Annotated in this window: 19 protein-coding genes; 16 read left to right on the top strand and 3 right to left on the bottom strand. The window is 66.7% G+C overall.

Annotation, left to right across the window (positions count from 1 at the left end; translation table 11 throughout):
• Positions 1–17: 17 nt before the first annotated feature.
• From tsaE to ACX80X_RS02595, 4 genes are read left to right on the top strand one after another with little or no spacing between them, the layout of a single operon-like run.
• Entirely contained in the window at positions 18–596 is a 579-nt protein-coding gene (tsaE, locus tag ACX80X_RS02610; RefSeq protein ID WP_252609080.1) for a tRNA (adenosine(37)-N6)-threonylcarbamoyltransferase complex ATPase subunit type 1 TsaE, read from the top strand.
• A complete protein-coding gene (gene tsaB / locus ACX80X_RS02605; RefSeq protein WP_056344197.1) occupies positions 596–1,267 on the top strand; it encodes a tRNA (adenosine(37)-N6)-threonylcarbamoyltransferase complex dimerization subunit type 1 TsaB in 672 nt (223 codons plus the stop codon). The genes tsaE and tsaB overlap by 1 nt, the downstream gene beginning before the upstream one ends.
• 2 nt (positions 1,268–1,269) lie before the next feature.
• The gene (gene rimI, locus ACX80X_RS02600; RefSeq protein WP_252598657.1) at positions 1,270–1,806 is read left to right on the top strand and encodes a ribosomal protein S18-alanine N-acetyltransferase; all 537 of its coding nucleotides are present in this window, start codon (positions 1,270–1,272) and stop codon (positions 1,804–1,806) included.
• Entirely contained in the window at positions 1,803–2,963 is a 1,161-nt protein-coding gene (locus ACX80X_RS02595) for a tRNA (adenosine(37)-N6)-threonylcarbamoyltransferase complex transferase subunit TsaD (protein WP_252614181.1), read from the top strand. Before rimI ends, ACX80X_RS02595 begins: the two co-directional genes overlap by 4 nt.
• Before the next feature lie 57 nt (positions 2,964–3,020).
• On the opposite strand, the gene ACX80X_RS02590 is transcribed toward ACX80X_RS02595, so the two are convergent.
• Positions 3,021–4,172 (bottom strand): glutamate--cysteine ligase, encoded by a 1,152-nt coding sequence (locus tag ACX80X_RS02590; RefSeq protein WP_252614182.1) that lies wholly within the window; start codon positions 4,170–4,172, stop codon positions 3,021–3,023.
• Positions 4,173–4,513: 341 nt separating this feature from the next.
• On the opposite strand from ACX80X_RS02590, the gene ACX80X_RS02585 reads away from it, so the two are divergent.
• Positions 4,514–5,965 carry a glycoside hydrolase family 3 N-terminal domain-containing protein gene (locus tag ACX80X_RS02585; RefSeq protein WP_459311135.1) on the top strand — a complete coding sequence of 484 codons (1,452 nt, stop codon included), beginning with the start codon at positions 4,514–4,516 and terminating at the stop codon, positions 5,963–5,965.
• Positions 5,966–6,066: 101 nt separating this feature from the next.
• Positions 6,067–6,885, top strand: coding sequence for a shikimate 5-dehydrogenase (locus ACX80X_RS02580; RefSeq protein WP_308293086.1), 819 nt, complete (start codon positions 6,067–6,069; stop codon positions 6,883–6,885).
• 10 nt (positions 6,886–6,895) lie between these two features.
• On the opposite strand, the gene ACX80X_RS02575 is transcribed toward ACX80X_RS02580, so the two are convergent.
• Positions 6,896–8,137 carry a class I SAM-dependent methyltransferase gene (locus tag ACX80X_RS02575; protein WP_252614184.1) on the bottom strand — a complete coding sequence of 414 codons (1,242 nt, stop codon included), beginning with the start codon at positions 8,135–8,137 and terminating at the stop codon, positions 6,896–6,898.
• A gap of 55 nt (positions 8,138–8,192) precedes the next feature.
• Here ACX80X_RS02575 and ACX80X_RS02570 point away from each other — a divergent pair, with 55 nt between their 5' ends.
• From ACX80X_RS02570 to ACX80X_RS02540, 7 genes are all read left to right on the top strand, one after another.
• A complete protein-coding gene (locus ACX80X_RS02570; RefSeq protein ID WP_252598349.1) occupies positions 8,193–8,576 on the top strand; it encodes a hypothetical protein in 384 nt (127 codons plus the stop codon).
• Positions 8,577–8,785: 209 nt separating this feature from the next.
• Positions 8,786–9,082 (top strand): co-chaperone GroES, encoded by a 297-nt coding sequence (gene groES, locus ACX80X_RS02565; protein ID WP_018773735.1) that lies wholly within the window; start codon positions 8,786–8,788, stop codon positions 9,080–9,082.
• Between the two features lie 77 nt (positions 9,083–9,159).
• Positions 9,160–10,770, top strand: a complete 1,611-nt coding sequence (groL, locus tag ACX80X_RS02560; protein WP_058931792.1) for a chaperonin GroEL — start codon at positions 9,160–9,162, stop codon at positions 10,768–10,770.
• Between the two features lie 184 nt (positions 10,771–10,954).
• Entirely contained in the window at positions 10,955–12,478 is a 1,524-nt protein-coding gene (locus ACX80X_RS02555) for an ATP-dependent DNA ligase (RefSeq protein ID WP_252614188.1), read from the top strand.
• Between the two features lie 101 nt (positions 12,479–12,579).
• Positions 12,580–14,232 carry a LuxR C-terminal-related transcriptional regulator gene (locus ACX80X_RS02550; RefSeq protein ID WP_459311120.1) on the top strand — a complete coding sequence of 551 codons (1,653 nt, stop codon included), beginning with the start codon at positions 12,580–12,582 and terminating at the stop codon, positions 14,230–14,232.
• Between the two features lie 80 nt (positions 14,233–14,312).
• Positions 14,313–14,651 (top strand): hypothetical protein, encoded by a 339-nt coding sequence (locus ACX80X_RS02545; protein ID WP_252608945.1) that lies wholly within the window; start codon positions 14,313–14,315, stop codon positions 14,649–14,651.
• Complete coding sequence (locus ACX80X_RS02540; protein WP_459308505.1) at positions 14,648–15,754, top strand: flavin-containing monooxygenase; 1,107 nt, start codon at positions 14,648–14,650, stop codon at positions 15,752–15,754. The genes ACX80X_RS02545 and ACX80X_RS02540 overlap by 4 nt, the downstream gene beginning before the upstream one ends.
• On the opposite strand, the gene ACX80X_RS02535 is transcribed toward ACX80X_RS02540, so the two are convergent.
• On the bottom strand, positions 15,723–16,691 hold the full coding sequence (locus ACX80X_RS02535; RefSeq protein WP_459308507.1) for a DUF389 domain-containing protein: 969 nt from the start codon (positions 16,689–16,691) through the stop codon (positions 15,723–15,725). The genes ACX80X_RS02540 and ACX80X_RS02535 overlap by 32 nt on opposite strands.
• Before the next feature lie 176 nt (positions 16,692–16,867).
• Between ACX80X_RS02535 and ACX80X_RS02530 the strand changes: the two genes are divergently transcribed.
• The 3 genes from ACX80X_RS02530 to ACX80X_RS02520 all read left to right on the top strand — a co-directional run bounded on the left by ACX80X_RS02530 (position 16,868) and on the right by ACX80X_RS02520 (position 22,522).
• On the top strand, positions 16,868–18,910 hold the full coding sequence (locus tag ACX80X_RS02530; RefSeq protein ID WP_252598654.1) for an acyltransferase family protein: 2,043 nt from the start codon (positions 16,868–16,870) through the stop codon (positions 18,908–18,910).
• 222 nt (positions 18,911–19,132) lie between these two features.
• A complete protein-coding gene (gene guaB, locus ACX80X_RS02525) occupies positions 19,133–20,644 on the top strand; it encodes an IMP dehydrogenase (protein ID WP_104062565.1) in 1,512 nt (503 codons plus the stop codon).
• 18 nt (positions 20,645–20,662) lie between these two features.
• Positions 20,663–22,522 carry an ABC transporter ATP-binding protein gene (locus ACX80X_RS02520; RefSeq protein ID WP_459311118.1) on the top strand — a complete coding sequence of 620 codons (1,860 nt, stop codon included), beginning with the start codon at positions 20,663–20,665 and terminating at the stop codon, positions 22,520–22,522.
• Positions 22,523–22,544 lie beyond the last annotated feature (22 nt).

Here is a 22,544-nt window from a genome sequence, read left to right as displayed (position 1 = left end):
GCGTGCTCCCGGCAGAGATGCCCACCTGGGAACAGACGCGGAGAGTCACGACGGCGCATGAGACGCACGCGCTCGGTGCCGCTTTAGGGGCGGAGCTGCAGGCCGGGGATCTGTTGGTGCTGACCGGCGAGCTGGGGGCCGGCAAAACCACCTTCACGCAGGGGCTCGGCGAAGGCCTGGGCGTGCGCGCGGGAATCATCTCGCCCACGTTTGTCCTGGTCCGCATCCATCCCAACCTGCCCGACGGCCCGCGGCCCGGTGGCCCGGACCTGGTGCACGTGGACGCGTACCGGCTGGGATCGGCGTCGGAAATTGACGATATTGACCTGGAAAACACGCTGGACTCGTCCGTGACCGTGGTGGAATGGGGGCGCGGCCGGGTGGAGCACCTGAGCGAGAGCCGGCTGGAAGTGGACCTGCACCGGGCGATCGGGCTGGACGCCATAGGCGCCGCGGAACCAATGCCCGGCCACACCGAAATCCTCGACTTTGACACCGAGGACTTCGACGAACCCCGCACTATCGTGCTGCGCGGGTTTGGTCCCCGCTGGAGCACCAAGCCTGCTCTGGGCGGCGCCATCGAAGGGACACCCTGATGCTCATTCTCGCCATCGACACGTCCGCCGTGGCCAGTGCCGCACTCGTCTCGGACGACGCCCTCGAAGGCGTGGTGGCCAGCTTCTCCACCGAGGACACGCGCAGCCACGCCGAAGTGCTTGCACCCGGCATCGAGGACCTGCTGGCCTCTGCGGGCGTCACCGGCGGGGACATTGACGCGATCGTGACAGGCGTGGGCCCCGGCCCGTTTACCGGCCTGCGCTCGGGGATCGCAACCGCCCGGACGCTCGCCTTCGTCTGGGACAAACCGCTGTACGGGCTGATGAGCCTGGACGCCGTGGCACTGGAAGTGGCTGAGTCCACCGATGCCGCGGCCGAATTCCTGGTGGTCACGGATGCCCGGCGCAAAGAGGTCTACTGGGCGCGGTACAGCCTCGCCGACGGCCAGTTGCCGCAGCTCGAGGACGGCCCGCACGTCAGCTTCGCGGCCGACCTGCCGGACCTCCCGGCCTACGGCGCCGGCGCCGGACTCTACAGTGACGTGCTGCGCGCAGACCCGGGATTCAGCAACGAACAACCGGACGCCCTCTACCTCGGACAGTTCGCCTTGGCCCGGCTGGCAGCCGGCGGGCAGCTGCTCGACTCCACACCCCTGTACCTCCGGGAATCGGACGCCCAGGTCCCCGGCCCACGGAAGCGGGCCCTGTGAGCATGCCGACCAGCGCTGACGGAGTGGTTTTCCGGGACATGACCCTGAAGGACGTGCCCGCCGTGGACGCCCTCGAACAGCGGCTGTTCCCTGCGGACGCGTGGCCGCTGCACATGTTCCTGTCCGAACTGTCCCAGCCGGAAACGCGCCGTTACCTGGTGGCGGAAAGCGGCGGCGAGATAGTGGGCTACGCCGGCCTGATGTGCATCGAGCCCATCGCGGATGTCCAGACCATCGCCGTCGTGCCTGAATGCGAAGGCCGGGGCATAGGCTCTACGCTCCTGAACAGGCTGATCACGGAAGCCGGTCTCCGCGGGGCGGCGGACGTCCTCCTGGAGGTCCGCGCGGACAACCCCCGGGCGCAGCAGCTGTACGTGCGGTTCGGCTTCGAACAGATCCACGTCCGCCGCGGGTACTACCGCGACGGCGTTGACGCCCTCATCATGCGGCTGCAGCTGGTCCCCGAAGCCACTGCCGACCCAGCGTCAGCTGACCCCGCACCAGCCCAGGATCACACAACAGAAGCAGGCCAGCCATGAACCGCTCGCAGCCCCTGGTGCTGGGCATCGAATCCTCCTGCGACGAAACCGGCGTCGGCATCGTCCGAGGCACCACGCTGCTCACCAACACGGTGTCCTCCTCGATGGACGAGCACGTACGCTTCGGCGGCGTGATCCCCGAGATCGCCTCGCGCGCGCACCTTGACGCCTTTGTGCCTACCCTGCGCCAGGCCCTGGCCGACGCCGACGTGTCGCTGGAGGACGTGGACGCCCTTGCCGTCACCTCCGGGCCGGGGCTCGCAGGAGCACTGATGGTGGGGGTCTGCGCCGCGAAGGCCCTCGCCGTGGCCACCGGAAAACCGCTGTATGCCATCAACCACCTGGTGGCGCACGTCGGCGTCGGGCTGCTGGATGGGAAGTCCGACGGCGGAGCTGCCGCCGGCCGTGGGGCCAGCGGCACCGCCGGCCGTCCCGCCAGCCTTGCGGTTGGGCTCGGCCACGAAGGCCGTCTCCCGGAAAACCTGGGCGCCCTGCTGGTCTCCGGTGGGCATACCGAAATCCTGAAGATCCACAGCATCACCAGCGACGTCCAGCTCCTCGGCTCCACCATCGACGACGCCGCCGGCGAGGCATACGACAAGGTGGCCCGCATCCTGGGCCTCGGCTACCCGGGCGGCCCGGTCATCGACAGGCTGGCCCGCACCGGCAACGCCAAAGCCATCCGCTTCCCGCGCGGCCTCAGCCAGCCCAAGTACATGGGCACCGCCGAGGAGCCTGGAAAACACCGCTACGACTGGTCCTTCAGCGGCTTGAAGACGGCGGTGGCGCGGTGTGTCGAGCAATTCGAGGCCCGCGGCGAAGACGTGCCGGTGGCCGACATCGCCGCAGCTTTCCAGGAAGCAGTGGTGGATGTGATCACGTCCAAGGCCGTCCTGGCCTGCCGGGAGCATGGCATCAAGGACGTGCTGCTGGGCGGGGGCGTGGCGGCCAACTCCAGGCTGCGCGAACTCACCGGCCAGCGTTGTGCGTCCGCCGGAATCAGACTCCACGTGCCACCGCTTGACCTGTGCACGGACAACGGCGCCATGGTGGCGGCCCTCGGTGCGCAGCTGGTGATGGCCGGGATCGGGCCCAGCGGCATCCGCTTCGCCCCGGATTCCTCGATGCCCGTCACCGCGGTCTCACTCCTGGCCTGACCCGACTGCCGCGAAGCTTCCGCCGGTTGAGCCTGTCGAAACCCCGCAGGGACTGCGTTACCCCGTCGGGCCGTTCCGCATCTGCTTGACCAGGTCCAGCACCACGGCCTGCAGGTCGCCGCCGTGCTCTGCAGCGACGCGTCGCTGCCGCTGGTACCCGGCGCCGCGGCGGATGATCTTCTCGACGTCGGCCAGTTCGTCGGGGCAGCCGAGCTTCGCTGCCACCGGCTCAAGCCGGTTCAGGGTCTCCAGGAGGTGGTCGGTGACCAGCTGTTCGTTGCCGGCGGCGTCGAGGATGATGATGGCCTCCATGCCGTAGCGGGCGGCACGCCACTTGTTCTCCTGGATGTGCCACGGCGGCATGGTGGGGATGGTGCCGCCGTTGTCCAGGGTCGTGGAAAATTCATCCACCAGGCACTGGGTGAGCGCCGCAATCGCGCCCACCTCCTCCAGGGTGGCCAGGCCGTCGCAGATGCGCATTTCGATGGTGCCGAGGTTCGGAACGGGCCGGATGTCCCAGCGGATCTCGGACAGGGCGTCGATCACGCCGGTGGTGAACATGTCCTGGACGTAGGACTCGTATTCGTCCCAGGACGGGAACTGGAAGGGCAGGCCCGCCGTCGGCAGCTGCTGGAACATCAGGGCCCGGTGCGACGCGTAGCCGGTGTCCTCGCCGCCCCAGAACGGGCTCGACGCCGAGAGCGCCTGGAAATGCGGGAAGTAATTGACCAGGCCGTCCAGCACGGGGAGTGCCTTTTCGCGCCGGTCGAGGCCTACGTGGACGTGCACGCCGTAGATGACCATCTGCCGGCCCCACCACTGGGTGCGGTCGATCAGCTTGGCATACCGGGCCTTGTCCGTCACGGGCTGCAACTGCGGCGGGCTGAACGGGTGGCTGCCGGCGCAGAAAACCTCCACGCCCATGGGGTCGGTGATTTCGCGCACCGCGGCCAGGGACCGGCTGAGGTCTTCTTTGGCTTCGGCGGCGGTCTCGCAGATGCCGGTGACCAGTTCCACGGTGTTGAGCAGGAGTTCCTGCTTGATGTGCGGGTGTTCGTCGTCTTCGTTGAGTTCGGGGTGCTTGGCGACGACGCCGCTGAGTACTTCGTTGGCCACTGATGCCAGTTCGCCGGTCTGGCCGTCCACCAGGGCAAGCTCCCATTCCACACCAAGAGTTGATTGCTTCGATGAAGCGAAATCAATCTTCATGCGTTCCCCTAACTGTTCAGATATCCCTGGGCACGCGCCGCCTTCAAGTCTAATGCAGGGGTAGCATCGTCTTGATGGCCTTGTTCCTTTGGACCCGTGACAGTATTCACAAAACCACTCTCCTTATTGCGTCCGCTGCCGTGGCCGCCCTGACTGCCTGCACGGCGGTTCCCGCCACCGCCCCGGCGGCCTCTGGCCCTGCACCGGCCTCAACCCCGGAATCAGAGCGGCCGACGACGGCACCTCCGTCCGCTTCTCCCTCACCTGACCCCGGGCTGCTGCCGCTGGGCTGGGGCCCGGAGCAGCGGGACCAGGATGTCGCCGCGACCGCCGTGGCGGCGATGTCGGTCGAGGAGAAGGCCGGCCAGGTGCTGATGCCGGTATACGCCGGTACCGACGCCGAAGCCCAGGCCGGCACCATTGAACGCCTCCATCTGGCCGGGTCCATCATTATGGGCGACAACATTCCGCTCGACGCGCGCGGTCAGGCGGATCCGGCTGCCATGAGTGTTGTCAACGCCCGGCTGGCCCAGGCCGCCAAGGCCGACGGCAGGCCCTGGCCCGGGCTCATCGGCGTGGACCAGGAGGGCGGGATTGTGGCGCGGCTGGGTGCGCCCCTGACCGAATGGCCAACGGCCCTGAGCTACGGGGCTGCCGGCAATGCGCCACTCGCCAAGGACGCCGGCCGCGCTCTGGCCGCGGAGATCGCGTCGCTGGGCTTCACGGTGGACTTCGCCCCCGATGCGGACGTGACCATCGGCCCAGCAGATCCCACCATCGGTGCCCGGTCAATGTCCGGCAACCCGGACGCGGCGGGAGCACTGGCGGTGGCGTTTTCCCAGGGCATGCAGGAGGCCGGCGTCCTGCCCGCCGTCAAGCATTTCCCCGGCCACGGCTCCGTCACCGTTGACTCGCACCAAGACCTCCCGGTGCAGCCCGCGAGCATCGCGGAACTCGAAGCCCGGGACTGGAAGCCGTTCCGGGCGGCCATCGCCGCCGGTATGCCCATGGTCATGACCGGGCACATCGCCGTACCGGCCCTGGAACCCGGCGTCCCGGCGTCGTTGTCCGGCCCCACCTATGCTGCGCTGCGCGGCATGGGCTTCAAGGGTGTGGCGGTGACCGATGCCCTCAACATGGGCGCAGTCCAGCAGCAATACCCGGGAGGCTCCGCAGCAACGGCGGCGCTCGCCGCGGGCGCGGACCTGCTCCTGATGCCCACGGACGTGGGGCAGGCCCACGCAGCCGTCGTTAGCGCTGTCGCGGCCGGAACACTGCCGGCGGCCCGCCTGGACGGAGCAGCTGTCCGCGTGGCCACCATGATGACCTGGCGCGGCCGCGTCACGTCGCCGCCTGCGCGGTCGGCCCCCGCCAGCGCAGCCCCCGGCAGCGGCGCCGACACCTCGGCCCGGGTCTCCGCGGCCGCCGTCACGGTGCTGTCCGGACACTGCGGCGTGCCAATCGTCGAGGGAAGCATCCGGATTGCCGGAGGATCAGCGCAGGACCGGGCGCGGTTTGAGGCTGCCGCAGCGAAGGCCGGGCTCGGCACCGGGGCGGGCCCCCTGGTCAGCCTCATCGGTTACGCCGGTCGGCCGGTTGGGGGCGATATCGCTGTGGCACTGGATGCGCCGTGGCCGCTGCAGGATTCCACTGCCCCGGTGAAGATTGCGCTGTACGGCCGCACGCCTGGCGCCTTTGACGCCCTTGTTGCCGTGTTGGCAGGCAAGGCGACTGCCCCGGGAAAGCTGCCCGCCGCCGTCGGAAGCTATCCGGCCGGGACAGGCTGCCCGTAACGAAAAGTACCCACCCCAACTAGGTAGCGCTATCTGTCGTTTTGAGACCTCAAAACGACAGATAGCGCTACCTAGTTGGGCGAGACGGGTTTAATGGACAGGTGCCCATTCTGAATAAAGACATGACCCTGTGTATTTCGCTGTCGGCCCGGCCCAGCAACAACGGGACGCGGTTCCACAACCACCTCTACGACCAGCTGCACCTGAACTGGATCTACAAGGCCTTCGCCCCCACCGACCTGGCCCAGGCGATCGCCGGCGTCAGGGGCCTGGGAATCCGCGGCTGCGCGGTGTCCATGCCGTACAAGGAGGACGTGATGGCCCTCGTGGATGAGCTGGATCCTTCCGCTAAAGCCATCGATTCGGTCAACACAATCGTGAACACTGATGGGCATCTGAAGGCCTACAACACCGACTACACCGCCATCGAGCAGCTCCTCGCAAGCAACGCCGTGCCCACGGACTACTCGGTGCTGGTCCAGGGCGCCGGCGGCATGGCCAAGGCCACCGTCGCTGCCCTGCGGGACGCCGGCTTCACGGACGTCACCGTCATCGCCCGGAACAAAGACACCGGCAGGGCGCTCGCAGAGCAGTACGGGTTCCAGTGGCGGGCAACGCTCGACGGCGGCACGGCAGACCTGATCATCAACGTCACCCCCATCGGTATGGCAGGGGGCCCGGAACTGGACTCGCTGTCCTACCCGGAAGATGCGATCGCCGCAGCCAAAGTGGTGTTCGACGTCGTGGCGCTGCCCGCGGAGACGCCGCTGATCAAGGCGGCCCGCGGCGCCGGGAAACAGGTCATCACCGGCGCCGAAGTGGCCACCATCCAGGCGCTCGAGCAGTTTGTGCTCTACACCGGTGTCCGGCCCACCGATGAGCAGGTCCGGGCGGCAGAGGATTTCATGCGCGCCCAGTAGGACGCGCCCACTAGGACAACGTTTGGACAGGTTCCACCGAGATGGCCACCCGGTCCTCCCCAATGCGGGTCAGGACCAGGGTGGCTGTTTTTTGTCCGGCCTTTTTCCCGGCCACCTTGCTTCCGGCGAACAGCTGCTTGCGCAGTTCCTCCGGGGTTACCGAGGTGCCGCGCTTTTTGATGTCCAGCACCGTGATGCCGTTCTCCTTCACCCAGGCCTTGAGCGCCTTGACGTTGTACGGCATCACTTCCAGGACCTTGTAGGCGCGGGCGAACGGCGTGTCCACCAGCTCCGGAGCGCAGATGTAGGCGATGTGCTCGTCCAGCAGGTGCCCGCCCAGTTGAAGCGCGACGTCGGCCACCAGGCCGGCGCGGATCACCGCGCCATCGGGCTCATACAGGTAGCCCGCTGCCGGACCCACCGGCGCGGCGGGACCGCCGTCGAAGTCTTCGGCGCTGGTCAGCTCGGCGGCACCCTGCGGGCCGAGCAGCAGCGCCGCACGGCGGATTCCGGGCCGGCGCACGGAGTTGAACCACAGGGCCACTTCGGTGACGTCGCCGCCCACCGATACCCACTGCGCTTCGCAGCCGGCGGGAACTGACTCGTGCGGCATGCCGGGGCCCATTTTTACGCCAACGGCGCGCCCGGTTGCGGCGAGCGATTCCACAAAGGACAGCGGCGGTGAAAACGCCTCAGGATCCCAGATCCTCTTGGTACCCGAGGTGGAGGTGACCCGGCGTGCGGGATCCAGCCAGACGCCGTCGACCCCGTCCAGCGGGACGGTGGTGGCGTCGGAGTGCACCACGGTGGCGTTGGGGAAGGGGATCAGGTTGACCGTGGCGCAGGCGGCCGTGGTTTCGTCCATTTCCACGGCCGTGACCGTGATGTCCATCGAAGCCAGGGCCAGAGAGTCTGCGGCAAGGCCGCAGCCGAGATCGGCCACGTGGCGGACACCGGCCTGCGCAAACCGCTCGGCATGCCTGGCGGCCACCGTGAGACGCGTGGCCTGTTCCAGCCCGGCCTGCGTGAAGAGCATGCTCCGGGCGAACTCGCCGAACTTCAGCTCCGCCTTGGTGCGCAGCCGGGACTGGGTGAGGACGGCGGAGACCAGTGCAGGGGAGTGCCCGGCCTTGCGGAGGGCCGCGTTGAGTTCCAAGGACTTGTCCTCGCGGTACGGGCCCAGGGACGCCAGGAGCTCCCAGCCTTCGCTCGTGAGCAGTGGGGCGATCTGGTCCTGCGGTGCTTGAGCCATGGGTTCAAGCCTAGTGGAGGTAGCCCGGCGGCCAGTTCCCGCTAGGGTTAAAGGCATGGAAGACAGCGCAGGCACCCAGCCGTCCGGACTACCCCAAGAAAGAGAGCCGGACCTGGTGAAGTTTGCCCGCCCCGCGCTGATTGCAGGATCCGCAGTGGCCGTGGTCTGCGTCGCGCTGCTGGTAATCATCCTCTTCCTGGACACGTTCAACGCCACCGTCTACTCCGTGGGCGGCAAGAACATCCAGGATGCCACGGACGAGGCACAGGAGATCCGCGGCCTCTACGCCGGGGCGCGCATAGGCGGCATCATCCTGCTGGTGGTCTCGCTGCTGGCTGCCGTGGGCGGCGCCGTGGTGATGTACCTGCGGCGGGGCGCCGTTGAGGAAGGGGACGACGGCGACGAGGACGTCGATCTCGAAGACCTCACCGGCCGGTAACAGCTGTTCGCCAGCGACATAATTCTGGCACTCGCCTTGACCGAGTGCTAACCAATACATAGAGTCATCATTAGCACTCTCCCTAGGAGGGTGCTAACACATGAAGAGCTGCCAGCCAGGCTGCTGCCGGCACCGCGACGACGGTTTGCCAGCCACGGCGAAGCAGCTCAACTGTCCATGAATTTGCTGACGTAGAAGGAGAGGTCCGAGTGTCGGTCTCTATTAAGCCTCTTGAGGATCGTATTGTTGTCCGCCCGCTCGAAGCCGAGCAGACCACGGCTTCCGGCCTGGTTATCCCGGACTCCGCACAGGAGAAGCCGCAGGAAGGCGAAGTTGTTGCAGTAGGCCCCGGCCGCTTTGACGACAACGGCAACCGCGTTCCGATCGATGTTGCCGTTGGCGACGTTGTTATCTACTCCAAGTACGGCGGAACTGAAGTCAAGACCGGTGGCACCGAGTACCTCGTGCTCTCCGCCCGCGACGTTCTGGCGATCGTCGTAAAGTAACTCTTTGGATCCCCGTACTGCTGTTCCGTCCCTGACCGAACAACAGTGCGGGGTTCTGTCTTTGAAAGGACAAAACCATGGCAAAGCAGCTTGCGTTTAACGACGCTGCACGCCGGTCGCTTGAAGCCGGCATCGATAAGCTCGCCAACACTGTCAAGGTGACGCTCGGCCCCCGCGGCCGCAACGTTGTCCTCGACAAAAAGTGGGGGGCACCCACCATCACCAATGACGGCGTCACCATCGCCCGCGAAATTGAGCTTGATGACCCGTATGAAAACCTTGGCGCGCAGCTGGCCAAGGAAGTAGCCACGAAGACCAACGATGTTGCCGGCGACGGCACCACCACGGCCACCGTGCTCGCCCAGGCCCTGGTCAAGGAAGGCCTGCGCAACGTTGCGGCGGGCGCCGCTCCGGGCCAGATTAAGCGTGGCATCGAGGTTTCCGTAGAAGCCATTGCAGCCCGCCTGCTCGAGAACGCACGCCCGGTTGAAGGCACGCAGGTTGCCAGCGTGGCAGCAATCTCGGCCCAGAGCGACGAAATCGGCGAGCTCCTCGCCGAGGCATTCGGCAAGGTCGGCAAGGATGGTGTGATCACCATCGAGGAGTCCTCCACCACGCAGACCGAGCTGGTCCTCACCGAGGGCATGCAGTTCGACAAGGGCTACCTGTCCCCGTACTTCGTGACCGACTCCGAACGCCAGGAAGCCGTCCTCGAAGACGCCCTTATCCTGATCAACCAGGGCAAGATCTCCTCAGTGCAGGACTTCCTGCCGCTGCTGGAGAAGGCGCTGCAGAGCTCCAAGCCGCTCTTCATCATTGCGGAAGACGTTGAGGGCGAGGCCCTGTCCACGCTGATCGTCAACCGCATCCGCGGCACGCTGAACGTTGTTGCCGTCAAGGCTCCGGGCTTCGGCGACCGCCGCAAGGCCATGCTGCAGGACATCGCCACCCTCACCGGTGCGCAGGTCATCTCCGCGGAACTGGGCCTCAGCCTGGATTCGGTTGGCCTTGAGGTGCTGGGTACTGCCCGCCGCATCACGGTCACCAAGGACAACACCACCATCGTTGACGGCGCCGGTTCCGCAGAAGACGTCGCAGCCCGGGTTTCCCAGCTGCGCGCCGAGCTGACCCGCACCGACTCCGACTGGGACCGCGAAAAGCTCCAGGAGCGCCTGGCCAAGCTGGCCGGCGGCATCGGTGTCATCAAGGTCGGCGCAGCCACCGAAGTTGAGCTGAAGGAAAAGAAGCACCGCATCGAAGATGCAGTGTCCTCCACCCGCGCCGCCCTCGAAGAGGGCATCGTGGCCGGTGGCGGTTCCGCGCTGATCCACGCACTGAAGGCCCTCGACGAGGACCCTGCAGTCAAGGCACTCGAAGGCGACGCCGCCGCTGCTGTGGGCATCGTCCGCCGCGCGCTGGTCCAGCCGCTTCGCTGGATCGCCCAGAACGCCGGTTTCGACGGCTACGTTGTCACCGCCAAGGTTGCCGAGCTCGAAACCAACAACGGCTTCAACGCCAAGACGGGCGAGTACGAGGACTTGATCGCCGCCGGTGTCATCGACCCGGTCAAGGTCACCCGTGCAGCCCTGCGCAACGCGGCATCCATCGCTGCGCTGGTTCTCACCACCGAGACCCTCGTAGTGGAGAAGCCCGCTAACGAAGACGAGCACGCAGGCCACAGCCACTAATCCCCACAGTCTCCCTCACCTCGCTTCGCTCGGTCAGGGAACCCTGACGGCGTGGGCCCACTCACCGTCTCCGCACAAGAACCGGTCCAGCTTCGGCTGGGCCGGTTTTTTGTGCCACAAACCACTCGCGGCCCGCTTTTCCCGCCTACGCGCCCGGCGTCGGCGGGCGTGGCAGACTGATGCCATGCTGCTAGACGAGCTCGTGAAAACCACGGATGCCGTCGCGTCGACCCGCTCCCGACTCGCGAAGATCGACGCACTGGCCGACCTGCTGCGCCGGCTCGAGCCCGTGGACATCGCGGCCGCCGTCGGCTTGCTCATCGCCAAGCCGCGGCAGGGCCGTGTTGGGATCGGCTGGCGCGGTATGACAGCAGCCATGGGGGAGCCGGCCGCCGAACCGAGCCTGACCGTCGCCGACCTCGACGCTGCGCTGGACCGGCTGCTTGTCACCGCAGGCGCTGGATCAGCCGCGGAGCGCGCCGCGACCCTCCGGATGCTCACAGCGGCAGCCACCGAGCGCGAGCAGGCCTTCATCGCCGGCGTGCTGCTCGGCGAACTGCGAACCGGCGCGCTCGAGGGGGTGCTGACGGATGCCGTTGCCCGCGCCGCCGACCGGCCCGTCGACGCCGTACGCCGCGCGGCGATGCTCTCCGGCGATCTCGGCGGGACCGCCCTGCTTGCGATCACGGGAACGGCGGCCGAGCTCGACGCCGTCGGCCTCGTCGTCGGCCGTCCCGTGCAGCCCATGCTCGCCGCAACCGCGGCCAGTGCCAGCGTGGCGCTGGAGGTGACGGGGGAAGCATCCGTGGAATACAAGCTCGACGGAGCGCGCATCCAGGTGCATCGCGTCGGCGACGAAGTTCGCATCTACACCCGCACCCTGGCCGACGTGACCCACCGGCTGCCCGAGGTGGTGGAGGTGGTGCGAGGGCTGCCGGTGCGCGATGTGATCCTCGACGGCGAGACCCTCGCCCTCGACGAGGCCGGCGGCCCGCGACCGTTCCAGGAGACCATGTCGCGGTTCGGGGCGGATGCGGCGCGCGCCACGGTGCTGCATCCCTGGTTCTTCGACGTGTTGCACATCGACGGGCGCGACCTGCTCGACGAACCGCTGGCGACGCGCCTCGGCGTGCTGGAGCGCATCGCCCCTGAGCACCGGATCCCGGGGGAGATCACGGCGGACGCGGCCGTTGCCGAGAGAGTGTCGCGTGATGCGCTCGCCGCGGGCCACGAGGGCGTGGTGGTGAAGGCGGTCGGATCGGCCTACGCGGCCGGGCGGCGTGGCTCCAACTGGATCAAGGTGAAGCCGGTGCTCACGTACGACCTGGTGGTGCTCGCCTGCGAGTGGGGGTCAGGCCGGCGGACAGGGCTGCTGTCGAACCTGCACCTCGGAGCCCTCGACCCGGCCGGCGAGTTCGGCGAACCCGGCGGCTACGTGATGGTGGGCAAGACATTCAAGGGCCTAACCGACGCGATGCTGCGCTGGCAGACCGAGATCTTCCAGGAGCTCGAGGTGCGGCGCACGGCGGGCACAGTCTGGATCGAGCCAGTCACCGTGGTCGAGGTCGCGATCGATGGCGTGCAGCGTTCCTCGCGCTATCCGGGCGGAATCGCGCTGCGATTCGCACGCGTCAAGCGCTACCGCGACGATAAGACGGCGGCGGAGGCCGACACCATTCAGACGCTGCGCGCGCTGCTGCGTTCGTAGTTGTGCCGCTTCTCCACCGGGCGTACCGTGGCGCTTAAGTACCGCCGCACCCAGCGTGCGCGGGCCAACAGGTTGGGCGGTTGGTGTCCGAAAGGGGCCAGATGTCAGCTGAAACAGGCATTGACCAGGGCAGGTCAGCCTTCCAGAAACATCGCTGGACCGAGGCATATCAGACTTTCCGTGAAGCCGATAAGCGTGGCGGGTTGCCGGCTGCCGACCTCGAACGGCTGGCTACGGCCGAGATCCTGACCGGGGAAAGCACCACAGGACTGGAGACCCTCACCCGTTCTCACGAGGAGTACCTTGGGATGGGCGACGCCGAGAGTGCCGCACGGTGCGCGGGCTGGATGGGCATGCAACTGATGTTCCTTGGGGAGCAGGCTCGGGCCGGAGGGTGGTTTGCCCGCGGCCAGCGGCTCGTGGATGAACTGGCCGAGCCCAGCGCAGTCCAGGGCCTGCTGCTTGTGCCGATGGGCCTGGGCAAACTTTACGGCGGTGATCCGGCGGGCGCCTTGCAGGTTTTCTCCCGCGTTGCCGAATTCGGCCAGCGGTTCCACGACAAGGACCTGTCCGCGCTGGGCCTCCTCGGCACAGGCCAGGCCACGCTGATGCTTGGTCACCCTGAGAAGGGACTCAAGATGTTCGACGAGGTCATGGTGGCCGTCACGGCAGGTGAACTCTCCCCGATCCCGTCGGGGATTATCTACTGCGCAGTCATCGGCAACTGCCACCTGGTCTTCGATCTGGAGAGGGCCTTGGAATGGACGGCTGCCCTGGATCGCTGGTGCCGTGCACGCCCTGACATGGTGTCCTTCAGCGGCCAGTGCCAGTCGCACCGCGCCGAACTCTTCATGCTCCATGGGGCCTGGGCCGAGGCACTGATGGCGGCTGCGGCTGCCCAGGGACTTGCCGTAAGGGGTGATCCCCAGGCGCTTTACGGAGGCTACTACCAGCAGGGGGAGGTGGAACGGCTGGGTGGAAAACTGGACGACGCCGAAGCTTCCTACCGGCAGGCGGCCCGATCCGGCTATGAGCCACAGCCTGGCCTCGCTCTGGTCTGGCTGGCCCGCGGTGATGCGCAGCAGGCACAAGCGATGATCCGGAGGGCAGCTGGCGCGGCAGACCTCGCTACCCGCCGGAACATGTTGCCGGCACTGGTGGAGATCGAGCTGGCCGCCTCCGACGTGGCAGCGGCGCGGCGAGGTTTTCAGGAGCTGGAAGCCCTGGCCCACGAATACCCTATGCCCATGATCCGGGCCGTTGCCGGCCAAGCGGACGGCGCGGTCCGACTGGCCGACGGCGATCCCTCCGCTGCCCTGAAACCGCTCCGGGAGGCGTGGAGACTGTGGCAGGAGCTCGGTGTCCCGTACGAAGCGGCGCGCTGCGAGGCGTTGGCCGGCAGCGCCTGCCGCGCACTTGGCGATGAAGCCTCGGCGCTGATGTACCTGGAGGCGGCCCAGGCTTCGCTCCTGGACCTGGGCGCGGCGCCGGCGGCAACGTGGGCGGCATCCCTGCTGCACGAAGGCATGTTGGGTAGCGGGGCCACGCCAGGCACGGCTGGTCTCCTCACCCGCCGCGAGCTTGAAGTCCTTCAGCTGGTGGCAACCGGAAAGGGCAACCGGGCCATCGCCGGCGAGCTGTACCTGAGCGAAAAGACCGTGGCGCGGCATATCAGCAACATCTTCCTGAAACTGGGCCTGACGTCCCGGGCAGCCGCCACCAGCTATGCCTATGAACACGGACTGACTACATAGAAATACCCAGCCCCATCGTGCATGAAAGTTGCATATTTTGGCGGACGCGGCCGGCAAGGGCACGGCCATAGCCTCAAAGCATGAACCTTCCAGTACTTGCCGGCACACTTTCCACCGTGCTGTTCGCCGTGGGAATGCTGCCGATGCTGGTCAAAGCGGCACGGACCAAGGACCTGGCTTCCTACAGCCTCAGCAACCTGATGCTAACCAACGTGGCCAACGCGGTCCACACCGTGTACGTTTTCAACCTCCCTGCCGGACCCATCTGGGCCCTGCACCTGGCCTACCTCCTGGCATCCGCGCTGATGCTGGCATGGTGGCTCCGGTACCGGGACGACGGACAGGACAGCCGGGCGGACCAGCCCCCGGAAGGTTCAGCCATCACCATCACCTCGGATACCAAAGGAGAGCAGCCATGAACAACAACGGCGTGACCGGCACGCTGGACACCCTGATCATCGGTGGCGGGCAAGCAGGCCTAGCCCTTGGCCACTACCTGAAACAGCAAAACCGCACGTTCCTCATCCTGGACGCACATCCAAGAACCGGCGACGCCTGGCGCCAGCGGTGGGATTCGCTGCGGGTTTTTACGCCCGCAAAATACGACGGACTGCCGGGAATGCCGTTCCCGGCGGACCCGCTGTCCTTCCCCAGCAAGGATGACGTTGCCGGATACCTTGAGGGCTACGCCGAAAAGTTCGGCCTGCCCGTCCTCAACAGTGTGCCGATCGAACACCTGTGGCGGGACGGGAACCGGTTTGTCGCCGCTTCCAACGGCCGGCGCTGGGAGGCGCACAACGTGGTGGTGGCCACCGGCTGCAGCCAAGCGCCGAAGCTACCGGACTTCGCTGCGGAACTGAACGCCGCCGTCGTCCAGTTTCATTCCAGTGAATACCGCAACCTGGGGCAGCTGCAGGAGGGCCCCGTCCTGGTAGTAGGGCTGGGGAACTCGGGAGCGGAGATTGGCCTTGAAGTGTCCCGGACGCATCCCACCATCGTGGCCGGCAAGCCCGGCGGTGAGATTCCCGTCAAGCACGGCCCGACGGCGGCACGGTACTTCCTGCCCGTGGTGCGGTTCGTCGGACTCCACGTCCTCACCCTCAACAACCCGATCGGCCGCAAAGCTGCACCGGCCTTCACGGCCCACGCGGCGCCCCTGATCAGGACAAAGTCCAAAGACCTGGCCGCCGCTGGCGTCAGGCGCGTGCCGCGGATTGCCGGGGTGGAGAATGGGCTGCCGGTGCTCGCGGACGGGACCCGGCTGGAGGTTTCAAACGTAATCTGGTGCACCGGGTTCCGGGATGACTTCGGCTGGATGGATCCGGTAATGCTCGACGGCGGCGCGCTGCCCAGGCAGCGGCGCGGCGTGGCACTGGATACCCCTGGGCTGTTCTTCCTGGGCCAGGAATTTATGTACGCGGCGGCGTCGGCAACGCTGCCCGGGGCATGCCGTGATGCGCGCTATCTGGCGGGCCGGATCCCGGTTCCGGTCACCCGCGAGTCCGCGTCAGCTGCCATCTGAGGCGCCGGGCGGCGGCTTCGGGCAAGCGCCGGGAAACCAGCCGGTAGAAGAACAGCACCAGAACTGCCGCCGCCACGATGCCCATCAGGTTGAGCGCCAGCTGCAGGGCCGACCCCGTTGCTTTCTCAAACTCGCCCAGCACGAGTGCTACGGCCACAAACCCGGCAGCAGGAACTGTGGTCACGGAGATGAAGACACCGATGAGTGCCGCTGACCGCCGGCTGATGACGGACAGCATGCCCGCCGTGCCGGCCAGAACGGCCACGATCAGGGAATAGGGTCCCGGGTGGTAAATGAACTCCACCGCAGACCCTGTGTCCAGGGTGTTGTCCGCGAAGAGGCCCAGTGCCGCGGAGACCCACGTGGTCAAGGCCGCCAGCAGCATGGCCAGCGGGAATCCCACACCAAGCGCCAGGGCAGCACGCCGGCCGAGTGCCCACTGGCGCCGGGCCAAGGCCACTGCCAGCGCCGCCAGGGGGCCGAACTCCGGCCCCACGGCCATCGCCCCCACGATGGCAATGGTGGAATTCGTCACGATGCCGATGGCGGCGAGCTGCGTGGCCAGTATCAGGAAGGCAAGGTAGCTCCACGTGAGCCGGGAGTCCTCGCCCGTCTGGCGGGTGACCTCGTCCCAGATCAAGGCGTCTGCGCCGTCTCCGGGGGCAGACGCCTCCGCTTTGTCCGCGCGCCGGGACAGGACGAGTTCCGGCATGGAGATGGCAATGGATCCCACCTCCTGCGCCTTCAGGACGTGGAGTTTTTCAAGCAGTTCCTCCACCGCTTCCCTGGCAACCTGGACGTCGATGACATCGCCCTGCGGCGACACGGATGCTCCCGGAAAGAGCGCTACCTCGGCGGTTCCCGTGTGCTCCTTGCAAGCGTCCAGCGTCACTGCCGACAGTTCACTGGGCACACAGATCCGCAGCTGCACAATCACTTGGTCTCCCTTCGCTGGCCTGTGGCCAGCATAGTTTGTGGCGCTCTCCGAGGGGCTCGAAGGCGGCCGTTGATTGGCCATCGGCCGCGCGGCTCCGTAGGCTTGATGCTTTGCTTACCCGCTTGGAGAGGTCCTCTGTGTCCAGTGCACCAGCCGAGGCTGCTCCGCGCACTGCGCTGGACGCAAAAACCGGCGAGCGGAAGCCTGCCCGGAAACCGACCTTCCGTCCCGAAGTCCAAGGCCTCCGCGCGCTCGCCGTCCTGATGGTGGTGACCTACCATGTGTGGCTTGGCCGGGTGTCCGGCGGGGTGGATATCTTCCTCCTGATCTCGGCCTTCCTGCTGACGCTGTCCTTCGTCCGGAAGGTGGAGGCCGGCACCTCCCTCAATCTCCTCCGGCACTGGCTGCACCTCTTCAAGCGGCTGCTGCCGGCCGCCGTCGTGGTGATCCTCGGGGTCCTGGCAGGCACCTGGCTGGTCCTCCCGCAAGGCCGCTGGCCCGTCATCCTGGACCAGGCCTGGGCGGCATTGCTGTACCGGCAGAACTGGCTGCTGGCGGATACCGCCGTGGATTACTACGCCCAGCAGCATGCCGCGGCCAGCCCCCTGCAGCACTTCTGGTCCCTGTCCATCCAAGGACAGGTCTTTATCCTGTGGCCTCTCGTCTTCGCCGCTTCCGCTGTTGTGTGGCGGCTCCTCCGGCACCGGTACAACGCCAGCTACCGCGCCGTGGTGGCAGCCGCGTTCGCCGGCGTCCTCGTTGCCTCGCTCGCGTTCTCGATTGACCAGACGGCCACAAACCAGGCCTACGCCTACTTCGACACCCGGACGCGGCTCTGGGAATTTGCGCTGGGCTCGCTGCTGGCCCTTGCCCTGCCGTACCTGAAACCCGGAAAACTCCTGCGTGTCGTGCTCGGCTGGGCCGGCCTGGTGGCCATGGTCTCCTGTGGTTTGCTGCTGACCGTGGACCGGGCGTTCCCCGGATTCGTGGCACTGTGGCCCACGCTGGCCGCAGCCGCGATCATTGTGGCCGGGCAGAGCGGGAGCCGGTTTGGTGTGGACCGCCTCCTGGGCTGGAAGCCGCTGGTTTCCCTGGGTGACAACTCCTACGCCCTCTATTTGTGGCACTGGCCCGTCCTAGTGCTTGCGCTGGCCGCTACCGGCGTTGAGGCCCCCAACCTCATCCAGGGCGCCGCGATCATCGCCGCCTCGGTGGTCCTGGCCGTCCTCACCACCCGCTTTGTGGAAAAACCCCTCCGGGAGTGGCGCTGGCCGCAGGTGCGCACCTGGCGCACCGCCGTCGTCGTGGTTTCCTGCTGTGTCCTGCTGGCCGGACCCGTGGCGGTCTGGCAGACGAGCCTCACCGCGGAGGAAGCCGCCACCGCCGCCCAGCCCCGCGAGCTGACGCCGGGAGCGGCCCTGCTGACCCCCGGTAACGCCGGAGCACCGGCACCGCAGGGCAGGATCATTCCTGGGCCCACCGCCCTGGACAACGACTGGGCCGGAATCCACCAGGCCTGTACGGGAGCGAATGCCACGGGGGACCCTGTTCTTGAAGGCTGCCGGCAGGCGCTCCCCGAAGGCGAACCCACCAAACGGATCGTTGTCCTGGGTGACTCCCATGCCCAGCAGTATCTGGCCGCACTGGCTCCCATCGCGGAAGCCCGCGGCTGGGAGCTGGTCACCCTGCTGATGCCGGCATGCCGTTTCGGGGCCGAATCCGAGACCCGGAACGCCGAGTGCAACGCCTACAACCGGGCCAGCGCAGCGTACGTGCTGGAGCACCGGCCGGATGCCGTCTTTACCGTGGCCACCCTGACCCATGAGGAAGCCCCGTTCGAGACCGAGGTGCCGGCGTACCTCGAAGGCATCCAGCCTATCGCGGATGCCGGCATCGAGATCGTCGGCATCCGGGACAACCCGCGCTTCACCATCAACATGCCCGAGTGCGTCCAGCGCCACAGTGCGGACGCCCCGGCGTGCAACCCGCCGCTGAACGAATCCCTGGTGGAGCCGTCACCGCTGGAGAGCTACCGCGGGAAGGTGGACGGGCTGCACCTGATGGACCTGAGCGATTTCATCTGCGCCGGCGGCATCTGCCCGGCCGTGGTAGGCAACGTCTACGTGTACAAGGACGACAACCACCTGAGCCGGACGTATGTGGAAAGCATGATTCCCATGTTTGAGGAGCGGCTGCTGGCGGCGACGGGCTGGAACTGACACGCGGCCTTCGGTTATTGGGTGCCGTTGCTCACAATGTGCTCCCGGAATAGGGGGATCCGCGTCGAGGTTCTAATATTTACTCAAAGCTTTCTGCATGGTTCCCGTGCATGAGGCACTCGAATGTACTAAGGCCCTGCACGGACCAGTCCCGTAATGACGGGCTGGTCATTAGCTGCAACCCCTACCCGTGAACCCGTAACCAAGGTAAGAGGCGCACTCATGACCCAGCCCGAGCACAATCCTTTCGGCTTCATCGGCCTGACCTACGACGACGTCCTGCTCCTCCCGGGCCACACGGACGTCATCCCGTCCGAGGCTGACACGTCTTCGCGGATTTCCAAGCGGATCACCGTTCACACACCGCTGCTGTCCGCCGCCATGGACACGGTTACCGAATCCCGGATGGCCATTGCCATGGCTCGCCAGGGCGGCCTGGGCGTCATCCACCGCAACCTGTCCATCCAGGACCAGGCCGACCAGGTGGACCGCGTGAAGCGCAGCGAATCCGGGATGATCACCAACCCGCTGACCATCGGCCCCGAGGCCACGCTGGCCGAACTGGACGAGATCTGCTCGCAGTACCGGGTCTCCGGCCTCCCCGTGGTGGACGAGGGCATGCGGCTCCTCGGTATTGTCACCAACCGCGACACCCGCTTTGTGCCCGAAGCCGACTTCCCGCTGCGGCTGGTCAGCGACGTGATGACCAAGATGCCGCTGATCACCGGGCACGTAGGCATCAGCCGTGAGGAAGCCTCCCACAAGCTGGCCACGAACAAGATCGAAAAGCTTCCGCTCGTTGACGAGCAGGGCCGGCTCAAGGGCCTCATCACCACCAAGGACTTCACCAAGGCCGAGCAGTACCCGCTGGCCACCAAGGACGATGAGGGCCGGCTCCGCGTCGGTGCCGCCATCGGCTTCTTCGGTGACGGCTGGGAACGCGCCATGGCACTGGTCGACGCCGGAGTCGATGCACTGTTCGTTGACACGGCCAACGGCCACTCCCAGGGTGTGCTGGACATGATCCGCCGCCTGAAGTCCGATCCCGTAGCAGCGCACGTGGACATCATCGGCGGCCAGGCTGCCACCCGCGAAGGTGCCCAGGCCCTGATCGACGCCGGTGCCGACGGCATCAAGGTGGGCGTGGGCCCCGGCTCCATCTGCACCACCCGCGTGGTGGCCGGCGTGGGCGTCCCGCAGATCACCGCCATTTACGAGTCCGCCAAGGCAGCCATCCCGGCCGGCGTTCCGTTGATCGCCGACGGCGGCCTGCAGTACTCGGGCGACATCGGCAAGGCGCTGGTTGCCGGCGCCGACACCGTCATGCTGGGTTCCCTCCTGGCCGGTTGCGACGAGTCCCCGGGCGAGCTCATCTTCGTGAACGGCAAGCAGTTCAAGAGCTACCGCGGCATGGGCTCGCTGGGCGCCATGCAGTCCCGCGGCAAGAACACCTCCTACTCAAAGGACCGTTACTTCCAGGCAGATGTCTCCGGTGATGACAAGCTCATCCCCGAGGGCATCGAAGGCCGCGTCGCCTACCGCGGCCCGCTCGCCTCGGTGGCGTACCAGCTGGTGGGCGGCCTCCGCCAGACCATGTTCTACACCGGCGCCCCCACCATTCCGGAGCTCAAGGTCCGCGGCAAGTTCGTCCGCATCACGCCGGCCGGCCTCAAGGAATCGCACCCGCACGACATCCAGATGACCGTGGAGGCCCCGAACTACGGTTCGCGCTAGTCCCCGGCGGTTGGAGCCATGTCCCGACCACGCCATCCCGCCGAACTGAACCCAAAAAAGGACCCTCAGCGGCGGTTGGCGCTGCGGCCTTACGCCCGGGCCGTGGCGCAGGTGCTGCGGGTCAGCTTCCAGGCTTCGCCAGCCGCCGTCGTAATGAAAGTAGTCGGTTCGCTCATTTCGGCGACGCTGCCTTTGGTGACCACGTACTTCGCAGCGCTGACCACCACGGCCCTGGCGGCCGCCTACGCCGGTGATTCCGCAGCAGGCCAACAGGCCATTGTGTACGTCATCATCACGGCTGCCTTGGGGCTCTTGTGGGGCGGCTTCAGCAGCGTGGACCGCTACATCCAGCAGCTTATGAGCTTCAAGGTGGGCGCCATCGTGGGCGACCAGATGTACGAGCGCTTCCTGGCGCTGGAGTTCTGGCGCTATGACGATAAGCAAACCGTGGACCTCTACGACCGGGCCAAACGGTTTTCCGATTCCTATGCCCGCGTGCTGGACAGGATCGCGGCTATCTTCACCCAGTTGGTCTCCGTGATCCTGGCCGTGGGCGCCCTGCTGCTGGTCAGCTGGTGGATCGCCGTGATTGTCCTGGTGGCGATTGTGCCCAGCGTCTACCTGCAGTTCAAGCTCTCGCGCGAACAGATCGCCCACTGGAACACCCAGGTGGACTCCCGCCGGCAACGCCGGATGATCGAAACCAACCTGCTCCGCCCCCAGCACATCGCCGAAATGCGGCTCTACGGGATCGTGGGCTACCTGATGGACCTTCGTTCCCAGCTGCGCGATGCTGACGAGCGGCGCCGCCTGGACTTCCAGAAGCGCTACATCCCCAAGCAGCTCGCCGCCGATGCCCTGCAGTACGGCGCCGAGGTGATCTCCCTGATCTGGGTGGTGGGCCAGATCATCGCCCGTGCCCAGCCCGTTGGCCAGTTCCTCTATGTCCAGCAGATCGTCAGCCGCGCACTGTCCACAGCCAACAGCCTGGTGTCCTCCCTCAGTTCGATCGACGAGGATCTCGCCAACCTCAAGGACTACGAGCTGTTCATGGCAATGCCGGTTCATTCGGACCATTCACCGCCGCTGCTCCAGGCGCCCAAAACTGTGGAACTGCGGGACATCCGCTTCACCTACACGGGCGGCGACACCGAGGTGATCCGCGGCATCAGCATGACCATCCGCGAAGGCCAGCACATCGCCGTCGTGGGTGAGAACGGGGCGGGGAAGTCCACACTGATCCGGATCCTCGCCGGACTCTACCGCCCGGATTCCGGGCAGGTAATGCTCGACGGCGTCGACCTCGCCGCCGTCGACGTTAAGTCCTGGCACCGCCACCTGGCCGTCCTGAGCCAGGAATTCCTCAAGTACGAATTCGCCACGGCTGCCGACAACATCCGCTTTGGCGACGTGGACCCGCCCCGTGACGACGAACGGATCCGCCAGGCAGCCAGCGACGCCGAAGCGTTGGAGTTCATCAACAAGCTGCCCAACGGCCTGGACAACTATGTCAGCAACTGGATGGAGGATCCGCGCGGCCGGAAGGGGAGCGGGCTCTCCGGCGGCCAGTGGCAGCGGCTCGCGATGGCCCGGAATTTCTACCGCAACGCCACCTTCATGGTCATGGACGAGCCGACGTCCGCTATCGACGCACTGGCCGAGCACCGGATCTTCACCCGGCTTTTCGCGGACCGCAGCAGCACCATCATTGCCATCAGCCACCGGCTTGCCACCATTGAGAAGGCCGACATTGTCTACATGCTCGAGGACGGGCGGATTGTGGAACAGGGCACCCACAAGGAACTGGTGGCGCTGCGGGGCCGCTACTTCAGGATGTTCGAATCCCAGCTGACGGTGGAGGAGGCCGAGGGCGTCTGACGACGGCAGGGCTTAGGGTCAC

The organism is Pseudarthrobacter sp. MDT3-1 (genome assembly GCF_054510755.1).
The sequence above is the reverse complement of the archived record's forward strand: the minus strand, read 5'-3'. Positions and strand labels throughout refer to the sequence as shown.

Coding starts and splice junctions, on each gene's coding strand:
- tsaE (WP_252609080.1), top strand. CDS start 18: ATGCCCACCTGGGAACAGACGCGGAGAGTCACGACGGCGCATGAGACG.
- tsaB (WP_056344197.1), top strand. CDS start 596: ATGCTCATTCTCGCCATCGACACGTCCGCCGTGGCCAGTGCCGCACTC.
- rimI (WP_252598657.1), top strand. CDS start 1,270: ATGCCGACCAGCGCTGACGGAGTGGTTTTCCGGGACATGACCCTGAAG.
- ACX80X_RS02595 (WP_252614181.1), top strand. CDS start 1,803: ATGAACCGCTCGCAGCCCCTGGTGCTGGGCATCGAATCCTCCTGCGAC.
- ACX80X_RS02590 (WP_252614182.1), bottom strand. CDS start 4,172: ATGAAGATTGATTTCGCTTCATCGAAGCAATCAACTCTTGGTGTGGAA.
- ACX80X_RS02585 (WP_459311135.1), top strand. CDS start 4,514: ATGTCGGTCGAGGAGAAGGCCGGCCAGGTGCTGATGCCGGTATACGCC.
- ACX80X_RS02575 (WP_252614184.1), bottom strand. CDS start 8,137: ATGGCTCAAGCACCGCAGGACCAGATCGCCCCACTGCTCACGAGCGAA.
- ACX80X_RS02570 (WP_252598349.1), top strand. CDS start 8,193: ATGGAAGACAGCGCAGGCACCCAGCCGTCCGGACTACCCCAAGAAAGA.
- groL (WP_058931792.1), top strand. CDS start 9,160: ATGGCAAAGCAGCTTGCGTTTAACGACGCTGCACGCCGGTCGCTTGAA.
- ACX80X_RS02555 (WP_252614188.1), top strand. CDS start 10,955: ATGCTGCTAGACGAGCTCGTGAAAACCACGGATGCCGTCGCGTCGACC.
- ACX80X_RS02550 (WP_459311120.1), top strand. CDS start 12,580: ATGTCAGCTGAAACAGGCATTGACCAGGGCAGGTCAGCCTTCCAGAAA.
- ACX80X_RS02545 (WP_252608945.1), top strand. CDS start 14,313: ATGAACCTTCCAGTACTTGCCGGCACACTTTCCACCGTGCTGTTCGCC.
- ACX80X_RS02540 (WP_459308505.1), top strand. CDS start 14,648: ATGAACAACAACGGCGTGACCGGCACGCTGGACACCCTGATCATCGGT.
- guaB (WP_104062565.1), top strand. CDS start 19,133: ATGACCCAGCCCGAGCACAATCCTTTCGGCTTCATCGGCCTGACCTAC.
- ACX80X_RS02520 (WP_459311118.1), top strand. CDS start 20,663: ATGTCCCGACCACGCCATCCCGCCGAACTGAACCCAAAAAAGGACCCT.